21 protein-coding genes and 1 riboswitch are annotated in these 16,146 nt (G+C 69.4%); of the genes, 9 read left to right on the forward strand and 12 right to left on the reverse strand.

Annotation, left to right across the window (positions count from 1 at the left end; all coding sequences use genetic code 11):
* Positions 1-31: 31 nt before the first annotated feature.
* Positions 32-1,939, forward strand: a complete 1,908-nt coding sequence (locus ACXC9Q_RS12050; RefSeq protein ID WP_457056558.1) for a penicillin-binding transpeptidase domain-containing protein — start codon at positions 32-34, stop codon at positions 1,937-1,939.
* Positions 1,940-2,019: 80 nt separating this feature from the next.
* Complete coding sequence (locus tag ACXC9Q_RS12055; protein ID WP_457056559.1) at positions 2,020-2,334, forward strand: TFIIB-type zinc ribbon-containing protein; 315 nt, start codon at positions 2,020-2,022, stop codon at positions 2,332-2,334.
* Between the two features lie 15 nt (positions 2,335-2,349).
* Here ACXC9Q_RS12055 and ACXC9Q_RS12060 read toward each other — a convergent pair whose 3' ends face one another.
* From ACXC9Q_RS12060 to ACXC9Q_RS12070, 3 genes are read right to left on the reverse strand one after another with little or no spacing between them, the layout of a single operon-like run.
* Positions 2,350-3,150 carry an NAD-dependent epimerase/dehydratase family protein gene (locus ACXC9Q_RS12060; RefSeq protein ID WP_457056560.1) on the reverse strand — a complete coding sequence of 267 codons (801 nt, stop codon included), beginning with the start codon at positions 3,148-3,150 and terminating at the stop codon, positions 2,350-2,352.
* Positions 3,147-3,560, reverse strand: a complete 414-nt coding sequence (locus tag ACXC9Q_RS12065; RefSeq protein ID WP_457056561.1) for a PaaI family thioesterase — start codon at positions 3,558-3,560, stop codon at positions 3,147-3,149. The genes ACXC9Q_RS12060 and ACXC9Q_RS12065 overlap by 4 nt, the downstream gene beginning before the upstream one ends.
* 9 nt (positions 3,561-3,569) lie before the next feature.
* Positions 3,570-3,884 carry a WhiB family transcriptional regulator gene (locus ACXC9Q_RS12070; RefSeq protein WP_457056562.1) on the reverse strand — a complete coding sequence of 105 codons (315 nt, stop codon included), beginning with the start codon at positions 3,882-3,884 and terminating at the stop codon, positions 3,570-3,572.
* 133 nt (positions 3,885-4,017) lie between these two features.
* Here ACXC9Q_RS12070 and ACXC9Q_RS12075 point away from each other — a divergent pair, with 133 nt between their 5' ends.
* Both ACXC9Q_RS12075 and ACXC9Q_RS12080 read left to right on the forward strand, forming a co-directional pair.
* Complete coding sequence (locus ACXC9Q_RS12075; RefSeq protein WP_457056563.1) at positions 4,018-4,482, forward strand: N-acetyltransferase family protein; 465 nt, start codon at positions 4,018-4,020, stop codon at positions 4,480-4,482.
* Between the two features lie 43 nt (positions 4,483-4,525).
* The gene (locus ACXC9Q_RS12080) at positions 4,526-5,626 is read left to right on the forward strand and encodes a DNA polymerase IV (RefSeq protein WP_457056564.1); all 1,101 of its coding nucleotides are present in this window, start codon (positions 4,526-4,528) and stop codon (positions 5,624-5,626) included.
* 36 nt (positions 5,627-5,662) lie between these two features.
* Here the strand turns inward: ACXC9Q_RS12080 and ACXC9Q_RS12085 are convergent, their stop codons facing one another.
* Complete coding sequence (locus ACXC9Q_RS12085) at positions 5,663-6,499, reverse strand: SDR family oxidoreductase (protein ID WP_457056565.1); 837 nt, start codon at positions 6,497-6,499, stop codon at positions 5,663-5,665.
* 131 nt (positions 6,500-6,630) lie between these two features.
* On the opposite strand from ACXC9Q_RS12085, the gene ACXC9Q_RS12090 reads away from it, so the two are divergent.
* Positions 6,631-7,527: a helix-turn-helix transcriptional regulator gene (locus tag ACXC9Q_RS12090; protein WP_457056566.1), complete on the forward strand. Its 897-nt coding sequence runs from the start codon at positions 6,631-6,633 to the stop codon at positions 7,525-7,527.
* On the opposite strand, the gene ACXC9Q_RS12095 is transcribed toward ACXC9Q_RS12090, so the two are convergent.
* Positions 7,524-8,363 carry an amidohydrolase family protein gene (locus tag ACXC9Q_RS12095; RefSeq protein WP_457056567.1) on the reverse strand — a complete coding sequence of 280 codons (840 nt, stop codon included), beginning with the start codon at positions 8,361-8,363 and terminating at the stop codon, positions 7,524-7,526. The two genes, ACXC9Q_RS12090 and ACXC9Q_RS12095, sit on opposite strands and share 4 nt — an antisense overlap.
* Positions 8,364-8,368: 5 nt before the next feature.
* On the reverse strand, positions 8,369-9,493 hold the full coding sequence (locus tag ACXC9Q_RS12100; RefSeq protein ID WP_457056568.1) for a mandelate racemase/muconate lactonizing enzyme family protein: 1,125 nt from the start codon (positions 9,491-9,493) through the stop codon (positions 8,369-8,371).
* A gap of 121 nt (positions 9,494-9,614) precedes the next feature.
* Here ACXC9Q_RS12100 and ACXC9Q_RS12105 point away from each other — a divergent pair, with 121 nt between their 5' ends.
* From ACXC9Q_RS12105 to ACXC9Q_RS12120, 4 genes are read left to right on the forward strand one after another with little or no spacing between them, the layout of a single operon-like run.
* The gene (locus ACXC9Q_RS12105; protein ID WP_328524664.1) at positions 9,615-10,310 is read left to right on the forward strand and encodes a GntR family transcriptional regulator; all 696 of its coding nucleotides are present in this window, start codon (positions 9,615-9,617) and stop codon (positions 10,308-10,310) included.
* A gap of 31 nt (positions 10,311-10,341) precedes the next feature.
* On the forward strand, positions 10,342-11,190 hold the full coding sequence (locus ACXC9Q_RS12110) for a fumarylacetoacetate hydrolase family protein (protein WP_457056569.1): 849 nt from the start codon (positions 10,342-10,344) through the stop codon (positions 11,188-11,190).
* A gap of 34 nt (positions 11,191-11,224) precedes the next feature.
* The gene (locus tag ACXC9Q_RS12115; RefSeq protein WP_457056570.1) at positions 11,225-11,821 is read left to right on the forward strand and encodes a class I SAM-dependent methyltransferase; all 597 of its coding nucleotides are present in this window, start codon (positions 11,225-11,227) and stop codon (positions 11,819-11,821) included.
* Between the two features lie 9 nt (positions 11,822-11,830).
* Positions 11,831-12,208 (forward strand): VOC family protein, encoded by a 378-nt coding sequence (locus tag ACXC9Q_RS12120; RefSeq protein WP_457056571.1) that lies wholly within the window; start codon positions 11,831-11,833, stop codon positions 12,206-12,208.
* A gap of 85 nt (positions 12,209-12,293) precedes the next feature.
* On the opposite strand, the gene ACXC9Q_RS12125 is transcribed toward ACXC9Q_RS12120, so the two are convergent.
* From ACXC9Q_RS12125 to ACXC9Q_RS12150, 6 genes are all read right to left on the reverse strand, one after another.
* Entirely contained in the window at positions 12,294-12,677 is a 384-nt protein-coding gene (locus ACXC9Q_RS12125) for a hypothetical protein (protein ID WP_328524668.1), read from the reverse strand.
* 53 nt (positions 12,678-12,730) lie between these two features.
* Positions 12,731-13,111 (reverse strand): hypothetical protein, encoded by a 381-nt coding sequence (locus ACXC9Q_RS12130; protein ID WP_457056572.1) that lies wholly within the window; start codon positions 13,109-13,111, stop codon positions 12,731-12,733.
* Positions 13,108-14,397, reverse strand: a complete 1,290-nt coding sequence (locus ACXC9Q_RS12135; protein ID WP_457056573.1) for an alpha/beta hydrolase — start codon at positions 14,395-14,397, stop codon at positions 13,108-13,110. The genes ACXC9Q_RS12130 and ACXC9Q_RS12135 overlap by 4 nt, the downstream gene beginning before the upstream one ends.
* Positions 14,398-14,460: 63 nt before the next feature.
* Complete coding sequence (locus ACXC9Q_RS12140) at positions 14,461-15,045, reverse strand: histidine phosphatase family protein (protein ID WP_457056574.1); 585 nt, start codon at positions 15,043-15,045, stop codon at positions 14,461-14,463.
* Positions 15,042-15,794 carry a CbtA family protein gene (locus ACXC9Q_RS12145; protein ID WP_457056575.1) on the reverse strand — a complete coding sequence of 251 codons (753 nt, stop codon included), beginning with the start codon at positions 15,792-15,794 and terminating at the stop codon, positions 15,042-15,044. The genes ACXC9Q_RS12140 and ACXC9Q_RS12145 overlap by 4 nt, the downstream gene beginning before the upstream one ends.
* Positions 15,795-15,800: 6 nt before the next feature.
* Complete coding sequence (locus tag ACXC9Q_RS12150; protein WP_328524673.1) at positions 15,801-15,998, reverse strand: CbtB domain-containing protein; 198 nt, start codon at positions 15,996-15,998, stop codon at positions 15,801-15,803.
* Between the two features lie 52 nt (positions 15,999-16,050).
* Positions 16,051-16,116: riboswitch (cobalamin riboswitch) on the reverse strand.
* Positions 16,117-16,146 lie beyond the last annotated feature (30 nt).

A 16,146-nucleotide genomic window follows, 5' to 3' on the forward strand; every position in this document is an offset into this window, starting at 1 on the left:
GTCCATCCGTCGTCGTGCGAGAGTTGGGAACGTGAAGCGAACCACTGCCATCGTCTGCCTGAGTAGTCTGCTGATCACCGCCGGTTGCTCCGGAAAGAAGGCCGGCGCCGACGGCAAGCCGGACCCGAACGACGAGAAGCAGGCCTCCGCGGCGGTGATCAAGGAGTTCGCCGACGCCTGGGTGAAGGCGTGGGCGCCGGACGGGAAGCCGGACGCGGCGGGCGCGCTCACCGACAATCCGACGGTGTTCGGCAAGCGGCTCGACGACGTGGACACCGCGCTGGTCGCGAGCACCGTCACGGTGGCACCGCAGGGCGACCCGAAGTGCAGCGACGGCAGCAACTGCACGCAGGACCTCGCCGTCGAGGCCCAGCTCCGCGGCATCGGCGCGATGAAGTGGACCAGTACGGCGACCGCCGTGAAGACCGCCGACGTGTGGAAGATCAAGGCCTCCGGCGACACCATCTACCCCGGGCTCGGTGACGCGAACTACCTCAAGCGGGTCCGCGCACTGCCCGCCCGCGCCTCGATCCTGGACCGCAACGGCGTCGCCCTGACCGCGAACCGCCAGGTCGTCATCGTCGGGGTCGCCTCCGGCAACGTGGCGACGCCTGCGACGTACGCCGCCTTCACCAAGAACCTCCAGGTGGACGGCGCGAAGCTCGCCGCCCGCGCGAAGGCGGCGCCGACCGGCCAGTTCGTCGACGCGATCACGATCCGGTCCGAGCAGTGGGAGGCGCTGCGCACCACCATGGGCAAGCTGCCCGGCGTGCTGACGATGGGTGGCACGCAGTCGCTGCCGGAGACCGCGACGTTCGCCCGGTCGATCCTCGGCACCATGAAGACGGCGACCGCGGACACCCTGAAGAACGCCGGCCCGACCGCTTCGGCGCAGGACCAGGTCGGGACGACCGGGCTGCAGTACGCGTTCCAGCAGCAGCTCGCCGGGACGCCGGGCGGCACCGTCGCCTTGCGGGACGGGAAGACCAAGCTGACGATCAAGACGGTCTTCAGCCAGAAGGGCACCGCCGGGAAGCCGGTCAAGACCACCCTCGACGCGAACATGCAGCGGTACGCCGAGGCCGCGCTGGCGACAAGCAAGCTGCCGGCGTCGCTGGTCGCCGTCCAAGCTTCGACGGGCCAGATCCTGGCCGCCGCGAACGGGCCGACGGTGGCCAGCTACAACCGCGCTTTCCAGGGTCAGTACGCGCCCGGGTCGACGTTCAAGATCGTCACCTCGGCCGCGTTGCTGGGCAGCGGTGAGACCGCGGCGACCGCGCTGCCGTGCACGAACACGATCAACGTCTTCGGCAAGACGTTCAAGAACTACGACGGCCTGGCGGCGTACGGCGCGGGCACGATGCAGAAGGCGTTCAACGAGTCCTGCAACACCGCGTTCATCTCGCAGCACGCCCGGCTGCCGAAGGACGCGATGACGAAGACCGCGGCGATGTTCGGGATCGGCCGCGACCTCGGGTTGTCGATCTCGGCGTACGGCGGTCAGGTGCCGGCACCCAAGGACGACGTCGCCGAGGCCGCGTCGATGATCGGCCAGGGCACTGTCACCGCGAGCCCGCTGGCCGTCTCGCTGATCGCTGCCACGGTCGACCACGGTACGGCGATGAAGCCGGTCCTGGTGCCGGACAAGGACGCGGCCGGTCCCGCCGCCTCTCCGTTGCCCGCGGCAACGGTCGCCTCGCTGCGGACGTTCATGCGGACGACGGTCACCGACGGTACCGCGAAGGTCCTGGCCGGCAACGGCGCCGTCGCCGCCAAGACCGGCACCGCCGAGCTCGTCCAGGGCGGCAAGGTCGTCACCAACGCGTGGATGGCCGGCTATCGCGGCGACGTGGCCTTCGCGGTCATCGTCGAAGGCGGCGAATCCGGCTCCCACGCAGCCGGCCCGATCGTGAAGAACTTCCTCACCCGCTTCAAGTGACCTGAGAGTTGTGCTCTGAAGTTCCTGAGAGTTGCCTGAAAGGGCCGGATTGCGGGGATTTCGTCACTTAGGGTTCCTGGATGGAGAGCCTGACATGTCCTAAGTGCCGGGGCGCTATGCGGACGTACGAGCGCAGTGGTGTGACCGTCGACCAATGCGGCGAGTGCCGCGGGATCTTCCTCGACCGGGGTGAGCTGGAGCGACTCGTGGATGCGGAGTTGCGCTACAACGCGCCACCGCAGCAGCAACCGCGATACGAGGAGAAGCAACGGTACGACGACCGCCGGTACGACGACGACCGCCGCTACGACGACGACCGCAAGTACGACCCGCGGTACGGGAATCAGCACAGCCGCAAGAAGAAGAAGTCCTTCTTCGAGGAGCTCTTCGACTGAGACGGGTTGGGCCGTTCAGCGTCCCTCGGGTACGGCCCACAGCCCGGCCCGATGATTCCCGGGGCGGCGATACGCGCTCAGGTCCAGGCTGCTGACCCGTGCTCCGAGCACAGCGGTCAGAGTCTCGATCGTCGGGTACTGCGACGGGATTTCGGGGGACACCAGGTTCTCGACCCGAGCGCCCGGACCCCGAGGCGCAAGGATTGCGCCGGCGAGGCGTTCCACGACCGTGCCGACCGGGACTGTACCCAACTGGCAGAACGGGAGACGCACGGACGACAGGTCCACCTGATGATGCGGTTCGTCGACGACCACGCCGATCCGGTACAGGTCGAGCTCCAGGGCGTCATCGGTCCGGACGAAGTACCGGGCCAGTTCCTCGACCAGGTACTTCGAGAATCCATAGGGATTCGCGGACTGGCAGGGATGGCCGGCGGGGATCGGCAATGTCTGCGGCAGGAAGTCCTCGGTGAGGCAGCCCGCGGCCGCGATCGAACTCGCCACGACGAACCTCCTGACGCCCCGGTCGATCATGGTCCGGAGCAGCAGACGGGTTCCCTCCACGTTGACCTGGATGGCATCGGCCTCGGTCGCTGCGCCAGTCACTCCGGCGAGATGGACAACGACGTCGATGGGCAGATCATCGAGCAGTGCGAGGTCAGTGGGGCTGGTGAAGCTTCCCGCCCTGCTGACGTCGGCATCGCGAGATCGGGACCGGCCGAACGCGATCACCGAACATCCAGCCGCCCGGAGGTGGGGCGTCAGCCGGGAGCCGACGTACCCGCTCGCTCCCGTGACGAGGACACGGGTCGTCATCGGCGCAGGGCGATGACTGTGCCCTGCGCGATCGCGCACAGGGTGGTGGCGCCGGCTTCGTCGACGACCGACAACTCGCAGGTGCAGGTCGCCTGGCGGCTGCCCGCGTGGGCGACCATCGCCTCGGCCCGGAGGACGGTGCCCTGGGCCGGGCGGAGGTAGCTAATCGTGAAGCCGCCGGTGAGCACCTCGGGGCCGAGCGCCGTACCGGCCGCGAACGTGATCGCGTTGTCGGCCGCGTAACCGAGGACGCCGCCGTGCAGGTAGCCGTTCTGCTGCCGGAGGTCGTCGCGGATGTCCAGCTCGAGCGTGGCTCCGCCCGCACCGAACGCGGTCAGCCGGGCTCCCAACAGCACACTGAACGGCTGTGCCGCGAGTACTTTCTCGGCCAGCTCAAAGGTCAGCTCCATGCCGACAGATTACTGACGCCGGGCTTGCAGGGCGGGCTCGCGTTCCTCCTCGGTGGTGCCGCCCCAGACGCCGTACGTCTCCCCGACGACAAAGGCGTGCTCGCGGCACTCGCGCCGTACCGGGCAGGTCTTGCACAGTGACTTGGCGACCACCTCGCGGGCGTGCTTGCGGGGGCCGCGCTCGGACTCGGCGGCGAAGAACAGCTCAGGGTCGACGTCCACACAGGCGGCGTGATCCTGCCAGGCCCAGTTCTCGATCAGGGGCGACGGCAGGCCGGCCGGGGCCTTGCTCACCGCGCCGGCGGGCGGTTTGCGACGCCTCATGGCTGGGATTTCGGCAGTGCTGTCATGGTCAGGCACCTCGGCATCGATCGATTTCACCGCGGCTGGGTCTACAACCGCGGCCACTTGTCCCGGTACCCGTCGGCAAACCCCTCGAGCGGACTATCGTCAGCACGTGACCACGCCACTGGTGACCCTTCGCCCGATCACCGACTCCGAGTTCGCGAGGTGGAGGGACGGCGCCGCCGCGTCGTTCGCGTCCGGCATCGGCCCGGCCCAGGGGCTGGATCCGGCCGGGGCACTCGAGTTCGCCTACCGCGAGACCGACAGGCTGCTGCCGAAGGGCCACAGCACCGACAATCACCTGATCTGGCTGGCCTGCGCCGGTGACGAGCCGGTCGGGAGCTTGTGGATCAACACCAGGACGCGGGGCGCGTTCATCTACGGCATCGAGGTCGACGCCGACCACCGGGGCAAGGGCTACGGCCGCGCGATCATGCTCGCCTGCGAGGACGAGTGCCGCCGGCTCGGCTACAGCCAACTGGACCTCAACGTCTTCGGCGACAACTCCACCGCCATCCACCTCTACGAGTCCCTCGGCTACATCGTCACCTCTCAGCAGATGCGCAAGGAACTCTGACGCAGCCACCGTTACGCTGGGTTGTCGACTCCGGGGAGTGGTGATGAGCTGGTGGATCCTGCACGTGGACATGGATCAGTTCATCGCGGCTGTGGAGATCCGGCGCCGACCTGAGCTGCGCGGGTTGCCGGTGGTGGTCGGTGGATCTGGCGATCCGACGCAACCACGGCAGGTGGTCGCGACCGCGTCGTACGAGGCGCGCGAGTACGGCGTGCACTCGGGGATGCCGGTGCGGGCGGCGTACAAGAAGTGCCCGCAGGCGGTCTTCCTGCCGTCCGATCCGGCCGCCTACGACGCGGCGTCGACCGAGGTGATGGACACGCTGCGCTCGTTCCCCGTGGTAGTCGAGGTTTGGGGCTGGGACGAGTGCTTCGTCGGCGCGGAGACCGACGATCCCGAGCAGCTCGCCGCCGACCTGCGCGCGGCCGTGCAGGCCCGGACGAGCCTGACTTGTTCGGTCGGCATCGGCGACAACAAGACCCGCGCCAAGCTGGCCACCACCTTCGCGAAGCACGCGCGTTCCCACGCCGCGCCTTTCGAGGGCGCGAGTACGACCGACGCACCTATCGAGGTGCCCGGCGTCTATCGGCTGACCGGCGCGAACTGGCGGGAGGTGATGGACCACCGGCCGGTCCGGGAACTGTGGGGCATCGGCAGCCGGATGGAGCGGAACCTCAACGAGCTCGGCGTCTTCACCGTCGCCGACCTGGCCGCCGCCGACCTCGACGTCCTCCGCAAGCGCTTCGGGCCGAAGATGGGCGCCTGGTACGCCGCCCTCGGCCGGGGACTCGGCGACACCGAGGTGACCGACGTACCCCGCGAGCCCGTCTCCCGCAGCCGTGAGGAAACCTTCCCCGAGGACCTGGTCGACCGAGCCGACGTGGAGAAGGAACTCCGCCGCATCGCCATCCACGTGACCCGGGACGTCGTCGCCGAGGGCCGCACGATCCAACGCATCTGGGTGAAGGTCCGCTTCATCAGCTTCTACACCCCGATCAAGAGCCGCAAACTCCCCGAAATCACCCAGGACCCCGAGGTCGTCGCCACCACCGCCCAGGCCCTCCTCGACAAATTCGAACTCCGCCGCCCCATCCGCCTCCTCGGCGTCCGCGTCGAGTTCGCCCCGCCGGCCGATCAGGCGTAGCCGGCTGGGCCGGTCAGAGACTTGGGATCGGCCCTGTCAGGCGTGGGCTAGATCGCTCGACAGCTCGCGGTACGCGTCGGCCTGGGCCAGAAGGGTGTTGGCCTTCTGCTCGACAGTCGCGACAGCGTCGGCGCCGGCCATGAAGCGCAGTGGAGGCTCGTCCTCGTCCGCGAGCCGCACGAGCGCGTTCGCGAGCTTGGCCGGATCGCCGCCCTGCCGGCCGTCCATGCTCTTCCAGCCCGCGACGGTCTCCCGGGTGCGCTCGGCGTAGTCGTCGATGGTTGCCTCGGCGTACTTGGTCGACTCGGGGCTCAGCAGCTCGGTCCGGAAGAAGCCGGGCTCGACGAGCATCGTGCGGATCCCGAACGGCGCAACCTCTGGGGTCAGCGACTCCATCCACCCCTCGACGCCGAACTTCGACGCGGCGTACGCCGTACAGAACTCCTGGCCGGCGATCCCCGCGGTCGAGGAGATCGTGACGACCAGGCCTGAACGCTGAGCGCGCATCACCGGAAGGACAGCGCGAGTGACCTCGACCGGACCGAACAACGTGGTCTCGATCTGCGCCCGGAAGTCCTCGGCGCTGAGCTCCTCGAAGAACCCGGCGTTGAAGTTGCCCGCATTGTTGACCAGTACGTCGATATGGCCGAAGCGATCCGTTGCCGCGCGGACGGCGTCCTGGATGCCGGCCGGATCGGTCACGTCCAGCGTGACGACGAGGAGATCGTCGTACGCGCCGAGGGCGGAGCTCACCCGCTCGGCGCTGCGTCCGGTGGCGACGACGGCATGACCGGCGGCCAGTGCGGCAGTGGCGATGTCCACGCCCAGACCGCGCCCGGCGCCGGTGATGAACCAAACCTTCTTGTCAGTCATGCTCGTGAACTTCCCTCTCGTTGATGTAGTGATCCCCACGAAACCAGTCGGCGCGGATGGCGGGGAGACCCTGTTCGAGGGGTACTGAGAGGGACCCCCAACTCCGCGGAGGCGCTCGTACAGTGGTGAACATGACCGGCAGGAACGACCGCGACATCCGAGGCGACGTGCGCTCGGAGATCCGGGAGTTCCTGACCACGCGGCGAGGCCGGATCAGCCCCGAACAGGCCGGGCTACCGGTGTACGGCGGAGCCCGCCGACGGGTCGTGGGACTGCGCCGGGAGGAGGTCGCTCTGCTCGCCGGGATCTCGACCGAGTACTACACCCGGCTCGAGCGCGGCACCGCGATCGGCGTCTCCGACAGCGTGATCGACGGTCTCGCACACGCACTACAGCTCGACGAAGCCGAGCGGGCACACCTACTCGACCTGCTCCGCACCGCCGGCAAGACCCGACCACCACGCCGCCGACCCGCCGCCCAGCCGATCCGTCCCACCGTCCAGCGCGTCCTGGACTCGATGATCGGCACCCCGGCGTTCGTACTGAGCGGACGCCTGGACATCCTGGCCGCCAACGCCCTCGGGGCGGCGCTGTTCTCGCCCGCGTACGCCGGACCCGTCAGGCCGCCCAACAACGCCCGGTTCGTCTTCCTCGACCCGCAGGCGACCGAGTTCTTCCGCGCTTGGGACCAGGTCGCCAACGACACCGTCGCACTACTCCGTGCCGAGGTCGGCCGGGATCCGTACGACCGCCGGACCTCGGATCTGATCGGCGAGCTGTCCACCCGCAGCGAGGAGTTCAGGCTCCGCTGGGCCGCCCACGACGTCCGGATCCACACCACCGGCAGGAAACTCCTCCACCACCCCGTCGTCGGAGACCTCGACCTCCCCTTCGAGTCCTTCCCCCTGGCCTCCGACCCGAACCAAAGCCTCCTCACCTACACCGCCGAGCCCGGCTCCCCCTCCGACGACGCCCTCACCCTCCTCGCCAGCTGGTCCGCCACCACCGCCGACCTCGAGCCCAGCTAGAGCTTGTAGGTGTTGGTGGCGGTGGTGGCGAAGACTGCTTCGCGTTCTGTGGGGGTCAAGGAGGCTGTGAGGGTCTCGGCTGTTTCGACCACCTCGGCGTAGGAGGCGGCCAGGAGGCAGACGGGCCAGTCGGAGCCGAACATCACCCGGTCCGGGCCGAAGGCGTCCAGGACGACGTCGGCGTACGGCTGGAGGTCGGCGGGTTTCCAGTCGGTCCAGCAGGCTTCGGTGACCATGCCGGAGAGTTTGCAGGTGACGTTGGGCAGGGCGGCCAGCTCGCGGAGTTGGGTGGCCCAGGGCTCCAGCGGCTCGCCGATCACGGGCTTGGAGATGTGGTCGACCACGAAGTTCAGCTGGGGGAGGTTGCGGGCGGTCTGGATCGCGGCGGAGAGGTGCGGGGTCTTGGTGAGCAGGTCGTAGGCCAGGCCGGCGTCGGCGACGGCGGCCAGGCCGCGCTGGACGTCCGGGCGCAGGAGCCAGTCGACGTCCGGCTCGTCGTGGACCTGGTGGCGGATCGCCTTCAGATAGGCGCCGTCCGGACGCGAGCGCAGGCCGTCCAGCGCGGTGGCGACGTCGTCCGCGGTGAGGTCCACCCAGCCGACCACACCCGCCACCAGATTATTGCTGGCGGCAACTTCCAGGAACTCGGCGGTCTCCTCGACCAGGCCCACGGTCTGAACCAGGACGGTGGAGGTGACACCGGCGGCCGCGGCTCGCGGCGCCAGATCGTCCATGGAGTAGTTGCGCCGGATCGGGTCGAGCGCGGCCCCGACCATCCAGGTTTGCTCGCGGACCGTCAGGTCCCAGATGTGGTGATGGGCGTCGACTCGAGTCATGCCACTCATCCAACCCTCCGATCGTCGATCGCGTCCTGATTCCAGTCGATGCCCAGCCCCGGCGAGTCCGGCGCCACCGCATGCCCGTCCACGATCGCCATCTCGGACGACGTGATCGCCCGCAACTGCGGGATGTGCTCCACATACCGGCCGTTGGGTACGGCGGCCGTCAGGCTGACATGCAGCTCCATCAGGAAATGCGGGCACACCTCGAGGTTGAACGCCTCGGCCAGATGCGCGACCTTCAGCCACGGCGTGATCCCGCCGACCCGGGCCACGTCCACCTGGACGATCCCGGCAGCGCCCGACGCGGCGTACTCCCGGAACTGTGAGACGGAGTACAGCGACTCACCCACCGCGATCGGAATCGAGGTGGACTCCGCCAACCGCACGTGCCCGGTCACATCGTCGGCCGGCAACGGCTCCTCGAGCCATGACAGATCAATCGCTTCGAACGCCGCAGCTCGCCGGCGAGCCTCCGGATACGTCATCGACTGGTTCGCATCGACCATGATGTCGAGCGCCGGCCCGACCGCGTCCCGAACCGCCTGCAGTCGCTCCAGATCCTCGTGGACCCGTGGCTTGCCGACCTTGAGCTTGACCCCGGGCCAGCCCGCCTTCTGCGACGCGAGCGCGCCCGCAACCAGCTCGTCAATTGTCAGATGCAGCCAGCCGCCCTCGGTGTCGTAGAGCGGCACCCGCTGCCGATATCCACCGGCCAACCGCCACAGCGGTTCACCCGCCCGCAGACAGCGCAGATCCCACAACGCCGTGTCGACGGCCGCGAGCGCGAGCGACGTGATCGCACCGACCGTGGTCGCGTGGGTCGACCAGAACAGGTCCGACCAGAGCGCCTCGACGTTCCGGGCGTCCGCACCGACGAGGCGGGGCAGCAGATGGTCCCGCAGCAACGCCAGTACGGCGGTGCCGCCGGTGCCGATCGTGTAGGAGTACCCGAGGCCGGTCAGCCCGTCCGCGGTCTCCACCGACACGAAGATGGTCTCCTGCTTGAGGAACGACTGGACCGCGTCGGTGCGGACCGTCTCGACCTCCAGGTCGACCAGGTAGGCCTCGGCGCGGATAATCGCCGTACTCGCCGGAAGGGGGGTCCGGAGGGGCGACGCGGTCATGGGGCGGCTCCAGATCCTATAGGATATTGCGTACCTGATGCTGCCCGTTCACACTGGACCCGTCAAGACTCGTCCAGGTAACGATGCGGGTCGGGCAGAATGGCTCTGGGAGGAGCGACACGTGACGGATGCGCATGTGGGTCTGGCGGGGCAGCTCGCCCGGCTGCCTCAGCGGCAGGTGCTGAGCGACGATGTCTACGAAACGGTCAAGGGCCTGATCATGGACAGCGTGGTCGAGCCGGGCACCCGGCTGAACATCGACGCGCTGACCCGTGAGCTGGGCATCTCGCAGACCCCGATCCGGGAGTCGCTGGCCCGGCTGGAGTCCGACGGGCTGGTGATCAAGGAACCGCTGCGCGGCTACCGGGTGTCGTCCCGGTTGACCCTGGCCGAGTTCGACGACCTGTTCGAGTACCGCCTGCACGTCGAGCCGTGGGCGGCCGGCCGCGCCGCCGAGCGGGCCGGCGCCGACGACCTGGCCCGGCTCAAGGCGGAGATGCTGAGCTACACCGACGTACCGGACCGGCCGGCGTACGAGAGCTACCGGGCGATGGCGGCGCACGACCAGCGCTTCCACGACCTGGTGCTGGAGCTGTCCCGCAACGAGACGGCCCGGCTGTCCTTCCAGCGGACACACTGCCACCTGCACCTGTTCCGGCTGTACTACGGTGGCGGCATCGCGACGAAGGCGTTGCGGGAGCACAAGACGATCGTGACCGCGGTCCGCAAGGGCGATCCGGAGGACGCGGCCGCGGCGATGCGGGCGCACATCGAGGCCTCCCGGGCCCGGCTGCGGCCCATCTTCGACCAGGACTAGACACCGTCACCAGACCGCCAGGGAGACATCTGTGGAACTGCTGCGCCTCGGCGCGGTCGGCGAGGAGCGCCCGTACGTGCGCGCCGCCGACGGCACCGTTCACGACCTGAGCTCGATCACCGCCGACATCGACGGGGCGTTCCTCGCCGCGGACGGTGTCGCCCGGGCTCGCGCCGCCCTCGAGGCCGGCGACCTGCCGGTAGCCGACGTCGAGGGCCTGCGGATCGGCGCCCCGATCGCCCGGCCGGGCGCGGTGGTCTGCATCGGCATGAACTACGCCGCCCACGCGGCCGAGTCCGGCTCCGAGCCGCCGGAGCAGCCGATCGTGTTCTTCAAGCACCCGAACACCGTCGTCGGCCCGGACGACGAGGTGCTCGTCCCGCGCGGCTCGACGAAGACCGACTGGGAGGTCGAGCTCGCCGTCATCATCGGCAAGCAGGCCCGGTACGTCGAGACCGACGAGGAAGCGCTGGCCTGCATCGCCGGCTACGCGGTCTCGAACGACGTGTCCGAGCGTGCCTTCCAGCTCGATGAGTCCGGCGGGCAGTGGTCCAAGGGCAAGTGCTGCGAGACGTTCAACCCGCTCGGCCCGGCGCTGGTCCCGGCCGATGAGGTCGACCCCGACAACCTCGACCTGAAGTCCTGGGTGAACGGCGAGGCGCGGCAGGACTCGAACACCCGGGACATGGTCTTCTCCGCGGCGGCGCTGATCCGCGACCTCTCGCAGTACATGGTGCTCAGCCCCGGCGACATCGTGAACACCGGCACCCCGGAGGGCGTCGCGCTGTCCGGCCGGTTCCCGTACCTGGCTCCCGGCGACACGATGGAACTCGAGATCCAGGGGCTCGGCCGCCAGCGGCAGACCCTCGGCAAGGCCTGAAAAACTGTCCCCGGCCGGCTCTAGGGTCGGCCGGGTGACTGACCACCTGGGCAACATTCGCAGCTCCTACGACACCGTCGCCACTGCGTACGCCGACCTCGTGCAGGACGGCGCGGACTGGGAGTCCGAGGGTTTCGACCTGTTCGCCGAGCTGGCCGGTGGCCGTCCGGTGCTTGACGTCGGGTGCGGGCCCGGCCGAACGACCGGCCTGCTGGCCGCGCGCGGTCTGAAAGTGACCGGGATCGACCTGTCCCCGGGGATGATCGATGTCGCCCGACGGGACCACCCGGAGCTGGACTTCCGGGTCGGCTCGATGACGGCCCTGGAACTGGCCGACGGTGAGCTCGGCGGGGTCGTGTCCTGGTGGTCGATCATCCACCTGCCGCGCGACGTCGTACCGCAGGCGTTTGCCGAGTTCCACCGCGTGCTGGCCGCCGGCGGGGTCCTGCTGATGGGCTTTCACGTCGGCGACGAGTCCACCCACAAGACGTCCGGGTACGGCGGTCTCCCGATGGATCTCTACGTCCATCGGTGGCAAGCCGAGGGGCTCACCGAGATCGCGGTCGCCGCCGGCTTCACGCCGTACCTGGATGGTGAAGTTCCGCAGGACCGCCTGCTCTTCCGGAAGTAGGGTTGGCGCATGACTTCCCACGTGCGAACGGTGACGTTCGATGCCCACGACCCCTATGAGCTGGCCGGCTTCTGGCTGCAGGTGCTGAAGGCCGAGCGGCCCGACGACGACCATCCCGGCGAGCCGTACGCCGCGGTCGTCGCGGACTCGGTGAAGCTCCTGTTCGAGCAGAACAACGACGAGAAGGCCGCCAAGAACCGGGTCCACCTCGACCTCGAGCCGGACGGAACTCGGGACGCCGAGGTCGAGTGGTTGCTGACGCTGGGCGCCACCATCGCCCACGACCGCCGCAACCCCGACGGCACCGGCTTCGTCGTCATGCACGACCCGGAAGGCAACGAGTTCTGCGTCCTCCGCAGCGCCGCCGAACGCGCCGCCACCAGCTAGCCCGCATCCCCAGGGAGGTCGTGCGGACCTCGCCGTCCGCGGGCCCGGTGGGCGTTCGCCGACCCACCGGCCCGGGGGTGTACGGCTAGAGGTCGTCGACGTACGGCGTCTGGCCGGTGAAGGTCAGGCGCCAGTCGGTGGTGCGGGCGTCGACCGTGAGGTCGTAGCCGTTGCGGCGGGCGGTGAGGTGGTGGTGGCCGTCGGCGACCGGAGTGAGCTCGACCTTCCAGCCGCGGCCCTCGAGGGTTTCGGCGGCGAAGCCGAACTGGGCCTCCGCATCAGGTGTCGCCGGGTCGCCGGTCTCGACCGTGATCGTGCAGACCGACTCCGGTCCGCGGTCGTCCGACAGCGCACCCTGGCCCGACGGCCCGACGTCCTGCGTGACCGCCGGTTTCTGGCCAGGCACCACCGTGGCGGCGACCGTGAGCAGTTCCGACCGGAGGAAGTTGCGGGCTTCGGTGAGCGTCACATCCCCCGTCATACACCTTGGCGGCAACTCTCGCGACGCATTGCCGCGATTCGCTAGTCCGTGATCTCCGGGGTCTCGCCGGCCAGCGTCAGCCGCCAGTCGCCGTCCCAGCCGTGCACCGCGACCTCGTACCCGTCCCGCCGGGCGGCGAGGCTGTGATGGCCGCCCTCCACCGGAGCGATTTCGGTCTTCCACCCGCGCGTCGTCAGCGCGGTGGCCGCGGCCGCGACCTGTCCCGCCGGGTCGACGACGGCCGGATCGCCGGTCTCCACGGTGATCGAGCAGATGGTGGCCGGCCCGCGCCCGTCCGACATGGCCCGCGGGTTCACCGGGCCTGGGTCGTGCGTGACCACTCCGTCCAGACCGGGTACGGCGACGGCCGCCACGGCCAGCAGTTCCGCCCGGAGGAAGTCCCGGGCCTGGGTCAGCGTCATCGAGCAGGTCCTTCCGGTTGGCGGGCCGGGCCACCGCCGGTCCGGCGGTCCCTGGGGCCGTCGGGGGGCTGGCCCTTGGGTCCTGAACTGATCTTCTTCAGCGCCATCACGCCGTCGAACACCTTCGCGAGCGGCACCGCCGCCGGTGTCTGAGCCACCCTACGCAGCGGCTCCGACCAGGAGATCCCGGGCAGCACCCGGCTCTCCTGCTTCGCCGTTGTCCGAACCGCCGCGGTGACCGCGCCCAGCTCGCCGCGGCCGATCCGGCCGAGGTTCCGCAAGGACTCGCTGTTGAGCTCGAAGTAGCTCATGTGCCCGCGGACGTGGACGTCGCCGCGCTCGGTCTCGAACCGGAACACGTCCGGAAAGTCGGCCGGATCGGGACCGTGCTCCTGCAGGTAGGAGATGTAGTCGCCCTTCGCGCGAGCGACGTACAGGCTGGTCCCCGGCGGTGTGATCTGCGCCCCCAACGTCACGCTCGGGTCGATGCCGGGACACCCGACCAGCACCGCCCGGTCGGGACTCACCCCATCCGACAGCCGCCCGTCGACGCCTTCCATCAGCGCCTGGCCGAGCACGAGCGACCCATAGCTGTTCCCGATGAACGTCGTCTCCGCAGACGGCGCCTTGACCACCTCGACACCGGCTTCGAAGCGCGACAGCCGCGGCAAGGCCGCCCGCGCGGGCTCCTTGGACATCGCGTCTTCCAGGGTGAGCGGTGCGTCGTAGCCCTTCCACACCACCACAGCCGTATTCCGGCCGACCTGGTTCTTGAGCTGCTGCGCCCGGTCCATCTGCGCGCGTACGCCGTCCAGGTCGTTGCCCAGTCCCGGGATCAGCACGACCACGTTGCGGGCGGTCTCGAGGTCGCCGAGGACCTCGATCATCCGGCCCTGACCCTCGACGTCCACGGACAGGAACTGCCGCGATCCGAACACCTCGATGCGGTTGCCGGCGGCATCGACGTCCAGGCCCTTCCGGACCGGCCGCAGCATCTCGCTCACGGTGTCGAGCCGCTTGCGCTGCTCGGGCGTGGACTCACCGCCCTCGACCGCGTCCCGTAGCCGCTGCTGCGCCGCGAGCAGGATCACGCGGCTGGCGTCGTACCGTAACTGCAGCGGGGCGCCGTCCAGCGCGCTGAGCTGCTCGGGCGGGTTCTCGGCGAGTGCGCGAGCGGAGGCCGCCGGCAAGGCGCGGAAGTAGTCCCGGACCTCCTGGACTGCCTTTTGGTGCGGCAGATCCCGGGTACGACGGATCAGCAGGTCGAGTTGGTCGGCCACGGTCATGGCGTCCCTCGGTCCCCAGGAGGTATCCACACAAGCGGTTGCCTGTTAACCGCAGAGAGTAAGTCAGTGGAAGGCCAGTGACCAGGATCCTGTGTGATGGGAGAGGTTGACCGTGGCCAGCGGACGGACGTCCACGTGCCGGAGCGACTCGGCGGGCGCATCGAGGACGTACAGCACGATCGCCCGCACCACCGCGGGGTGGAGGACGGCGACGACCGTACGGCGATCGCCGGTCAGCTGATCGAGATCCCCGAGCCAGTCCGCGACCCGCGCGATCACGTCGTTCTCGGTCTCGCCACCCGGGGTCGCGGTGTGCGGACGCTCGAGCCACGCCGACACCCGCTCCGGATCCGCCGCGAGCAACTCCTCGAGGTCGCGGCCGGCCCAGTCGCCGTACTCGCGGTCCCGCAGGACCGGCTCGACGACCGGGGTCAGCCCGAGCGCCTCGGCGGTGCGTACGGCGGCCCGCTCGGGGCCGGCGTACACGGCATCGGCTGTGAGCTTCAGTCCGCGGGCAGCCTCGACACTCGCCGGATCCGGTTCGGCGTCGCCGCCGAGCACGAGTCCACGCAGCGCGGGTGTCAAGGCATGCGCGATCAGTGTCAGTGACCGGGGTGGTGGGGCGGGGAAGGTATTCAATTCCGTCAAGCGGCGACCACCTTCTGTCGAGTCAGCCGGCGGTCGTCCACCGTGGCGGCGTACCCGAAGCCGAGCAGGAGCCACAGCGTCGCCTGCGTACCGAGCGAGGCGAACCGGAACTGCCACAGCAGCGTAGCGGGGAACGTCTCCGGAACCTCGTTGATACGAGGCAGGATCAGGTACGCCGCCACGATCGTCACGAGGAACGCGATCACCCCGCCGCCGAGCCGGGCGAGTTCGCCGTACCGGGCGGCCCAGCGCGATGCGGCGACGCCGGCCCAGACCGCGAGGAGGCCGATCACCAGCGTCAGCAGGTAGGTCACGGTCCGCCGGGTGATCGTGTCCGGATTACCGACCGCGGGTGGGTTCGGTGGGTATTTGAGGAACGGGACCAGCACGATCCCGACGAAGCCGGCCGCGGCCAGGCCGAGCGCGGCGTACGCGTCGTTCCCGGTGCGGAGCTTGCGGCGGAGCAGCGTGAAGCCGACGGCGAACATGCCGCCGAGGGCCACGCCGTACAGGCTGGTGGCGAGGAACAAGCCGGCCTTCTGGCCTTCACGGCTGACGAGCGGCTTCTCTTCGGCGGCAGGCTCGGCGCCGTCGCCATGGTCATGAGTGTGCGCGGCACCGGCCTCTTCGATCGCGATGGCCGCGTCGACACGCGGTTCACCCATCACGTACGCGAAGGTCCCGGCCAGCAGGCCGGCGAAGAGTCCGACGATCAGTCCGCGCACCAGGAGCGATCCGAAGGTGCGCATAGGGATCTAGTGGCAGGGCACGCCGAGCAGGTGGCGCCCGTCGTGCATCAGCTCGTGCAGGTACATCCCGGACTGGGAGACCGCGCCCTGGTCGAACCCGACCAGGTAGGCGAGCAGGAGCATCAGGCCGACGCTGAGCAGCGCGACGGCGAGGAGCCGGGGGGAGAGAGCCGGTACGGCGACCGAGCGGGCAGGAGCTGCCATCTGAACCTCCTGGGGAAGTGCGCGTCCCCATCGAAAGGCTGCTGGTGCCCGAGCGTCCTGACTCACGAGCAGAGCTCGCTCACAGTGGCGCGGCCGTGCCGGACTTGCACCGGCTTCCCTCATGGCACCGCAGGTTGTCCCCCGAACC

It is taken from the genome of Kribbella sp. CWNU-51, assembly GCF_054073265.1.

What these genes read in the sequence shown, in the direction of transcription:
- ACXC9Q_RS12150 (WP_328524673.1), bottom strand. Translation starts at nt 15,998, where the DNA reads ATGGCAGCTCCTGCCCGCTCGGTCGCCGTACCGGCTCTCTCCCCCCGG.
- ACXC9Q_RS12095 (WP_457056567.1), bottom strand. Translation starts at nt 8,363, where the DNA reads ATGACTCGAGTCGACGCCCATCACCACATCTGGGACCTGACGGTCCGC.
- ACXC9Q_RS12130 (WP_457056572.1), bottom strand. Translation starts at nt 13,111, where the DNA reads ATGACGCTGACCCAGGCCCGGGACTTCCTCCGGGCGGAACTGCTGGCC.
- ACXC9Q_RS12120 (WP_457056571.1), top strand. Translation starts at nt 11,831, where the DNA reads ATGACTTCCCACGTGCGAACGGTGACGTTCGATGCCCACGACCCCTAT.
- ACXC9Q_RS12090 (WP_457056566.1), top strand. Translation starts at nt 6,631, where the DNA reads ATGACCGGCAGGAACGACCGCGACATCCGAGGCGACGTGCGCTCGGAG.
- ACXC9Q_RS12070 (WP_457056562.1), bottom strand. Translation starts at nt 3,884, where the DNA reads ATGAGGCGTCGCAAACCGCCCGCCGGCGCGGTGAGCAAGGCCCCGGCC.
- ACXC9Q_RS12085 (WP_457056565.1), bottom strand. Translation starts at nt 6,499, where the DNA reads ATGACTGACAAGAAGGTTTGGTTCATCACCGGCGCCGGGCGCGGTCTG.
- ACXC9Q_RS12065 (WP_457056561.1), bottom strand. Translation starts at nt 3,560, where the DNA reads ATGGAGCTGACCTTTGAGCTGGCCGAGAAAGTACTCGCGGCACAGCCG.
- ACXC9Q_RS12100 (WP_457056568.1), bottom strand. Translation starts at nt 9,493, where the DNA reads ATGACCGCGTCGCCCCTCCGGACCCCCCTTCCGGCGAGTACGGCGATT.
- ACXC9Q_RS12135 (WP_457056573.1), bottom strand. Translation starts at nt 14,397, where the DNA reads ATGACCGTGGCCGACCAACTCGACCTGCTGATCCGTCGTACCCGGGAT.
- ACXC9Q_RS12145 (WP_457056575.1), bottom strand. Translation starts at nt 15,794, where the DNA reads ATGCGCACCTTCGGATCGCTCCTGGTGCGCGGACTGATCGTCGGACTC.
- ACXC9Q_RS12080 (WP_457056564.1), top strand. Translation starts at nt 4,526, where the DNA reads ATGAGCTGGTGGATCCTGCACGTGGACATGGATCAGTTCATCGCGGCT.
- ACXC9Q_RS12060 (WP_457056560.1), bottom strand. Translation starts at nt 3,150, where the DNA reads ATGACGACCCGTGTCCTCGTCACGGGAGCGAGCGGGTACGTCGGCTCC.
- ACXC9Q_RS12055 (WP_457056559.1), top strand. Translation starts at nt 2,020, where the DNA reads ATGGAGAGCCTGACATGTCCTAAGTGCCGGGGCGCTATGCGGACGTAC.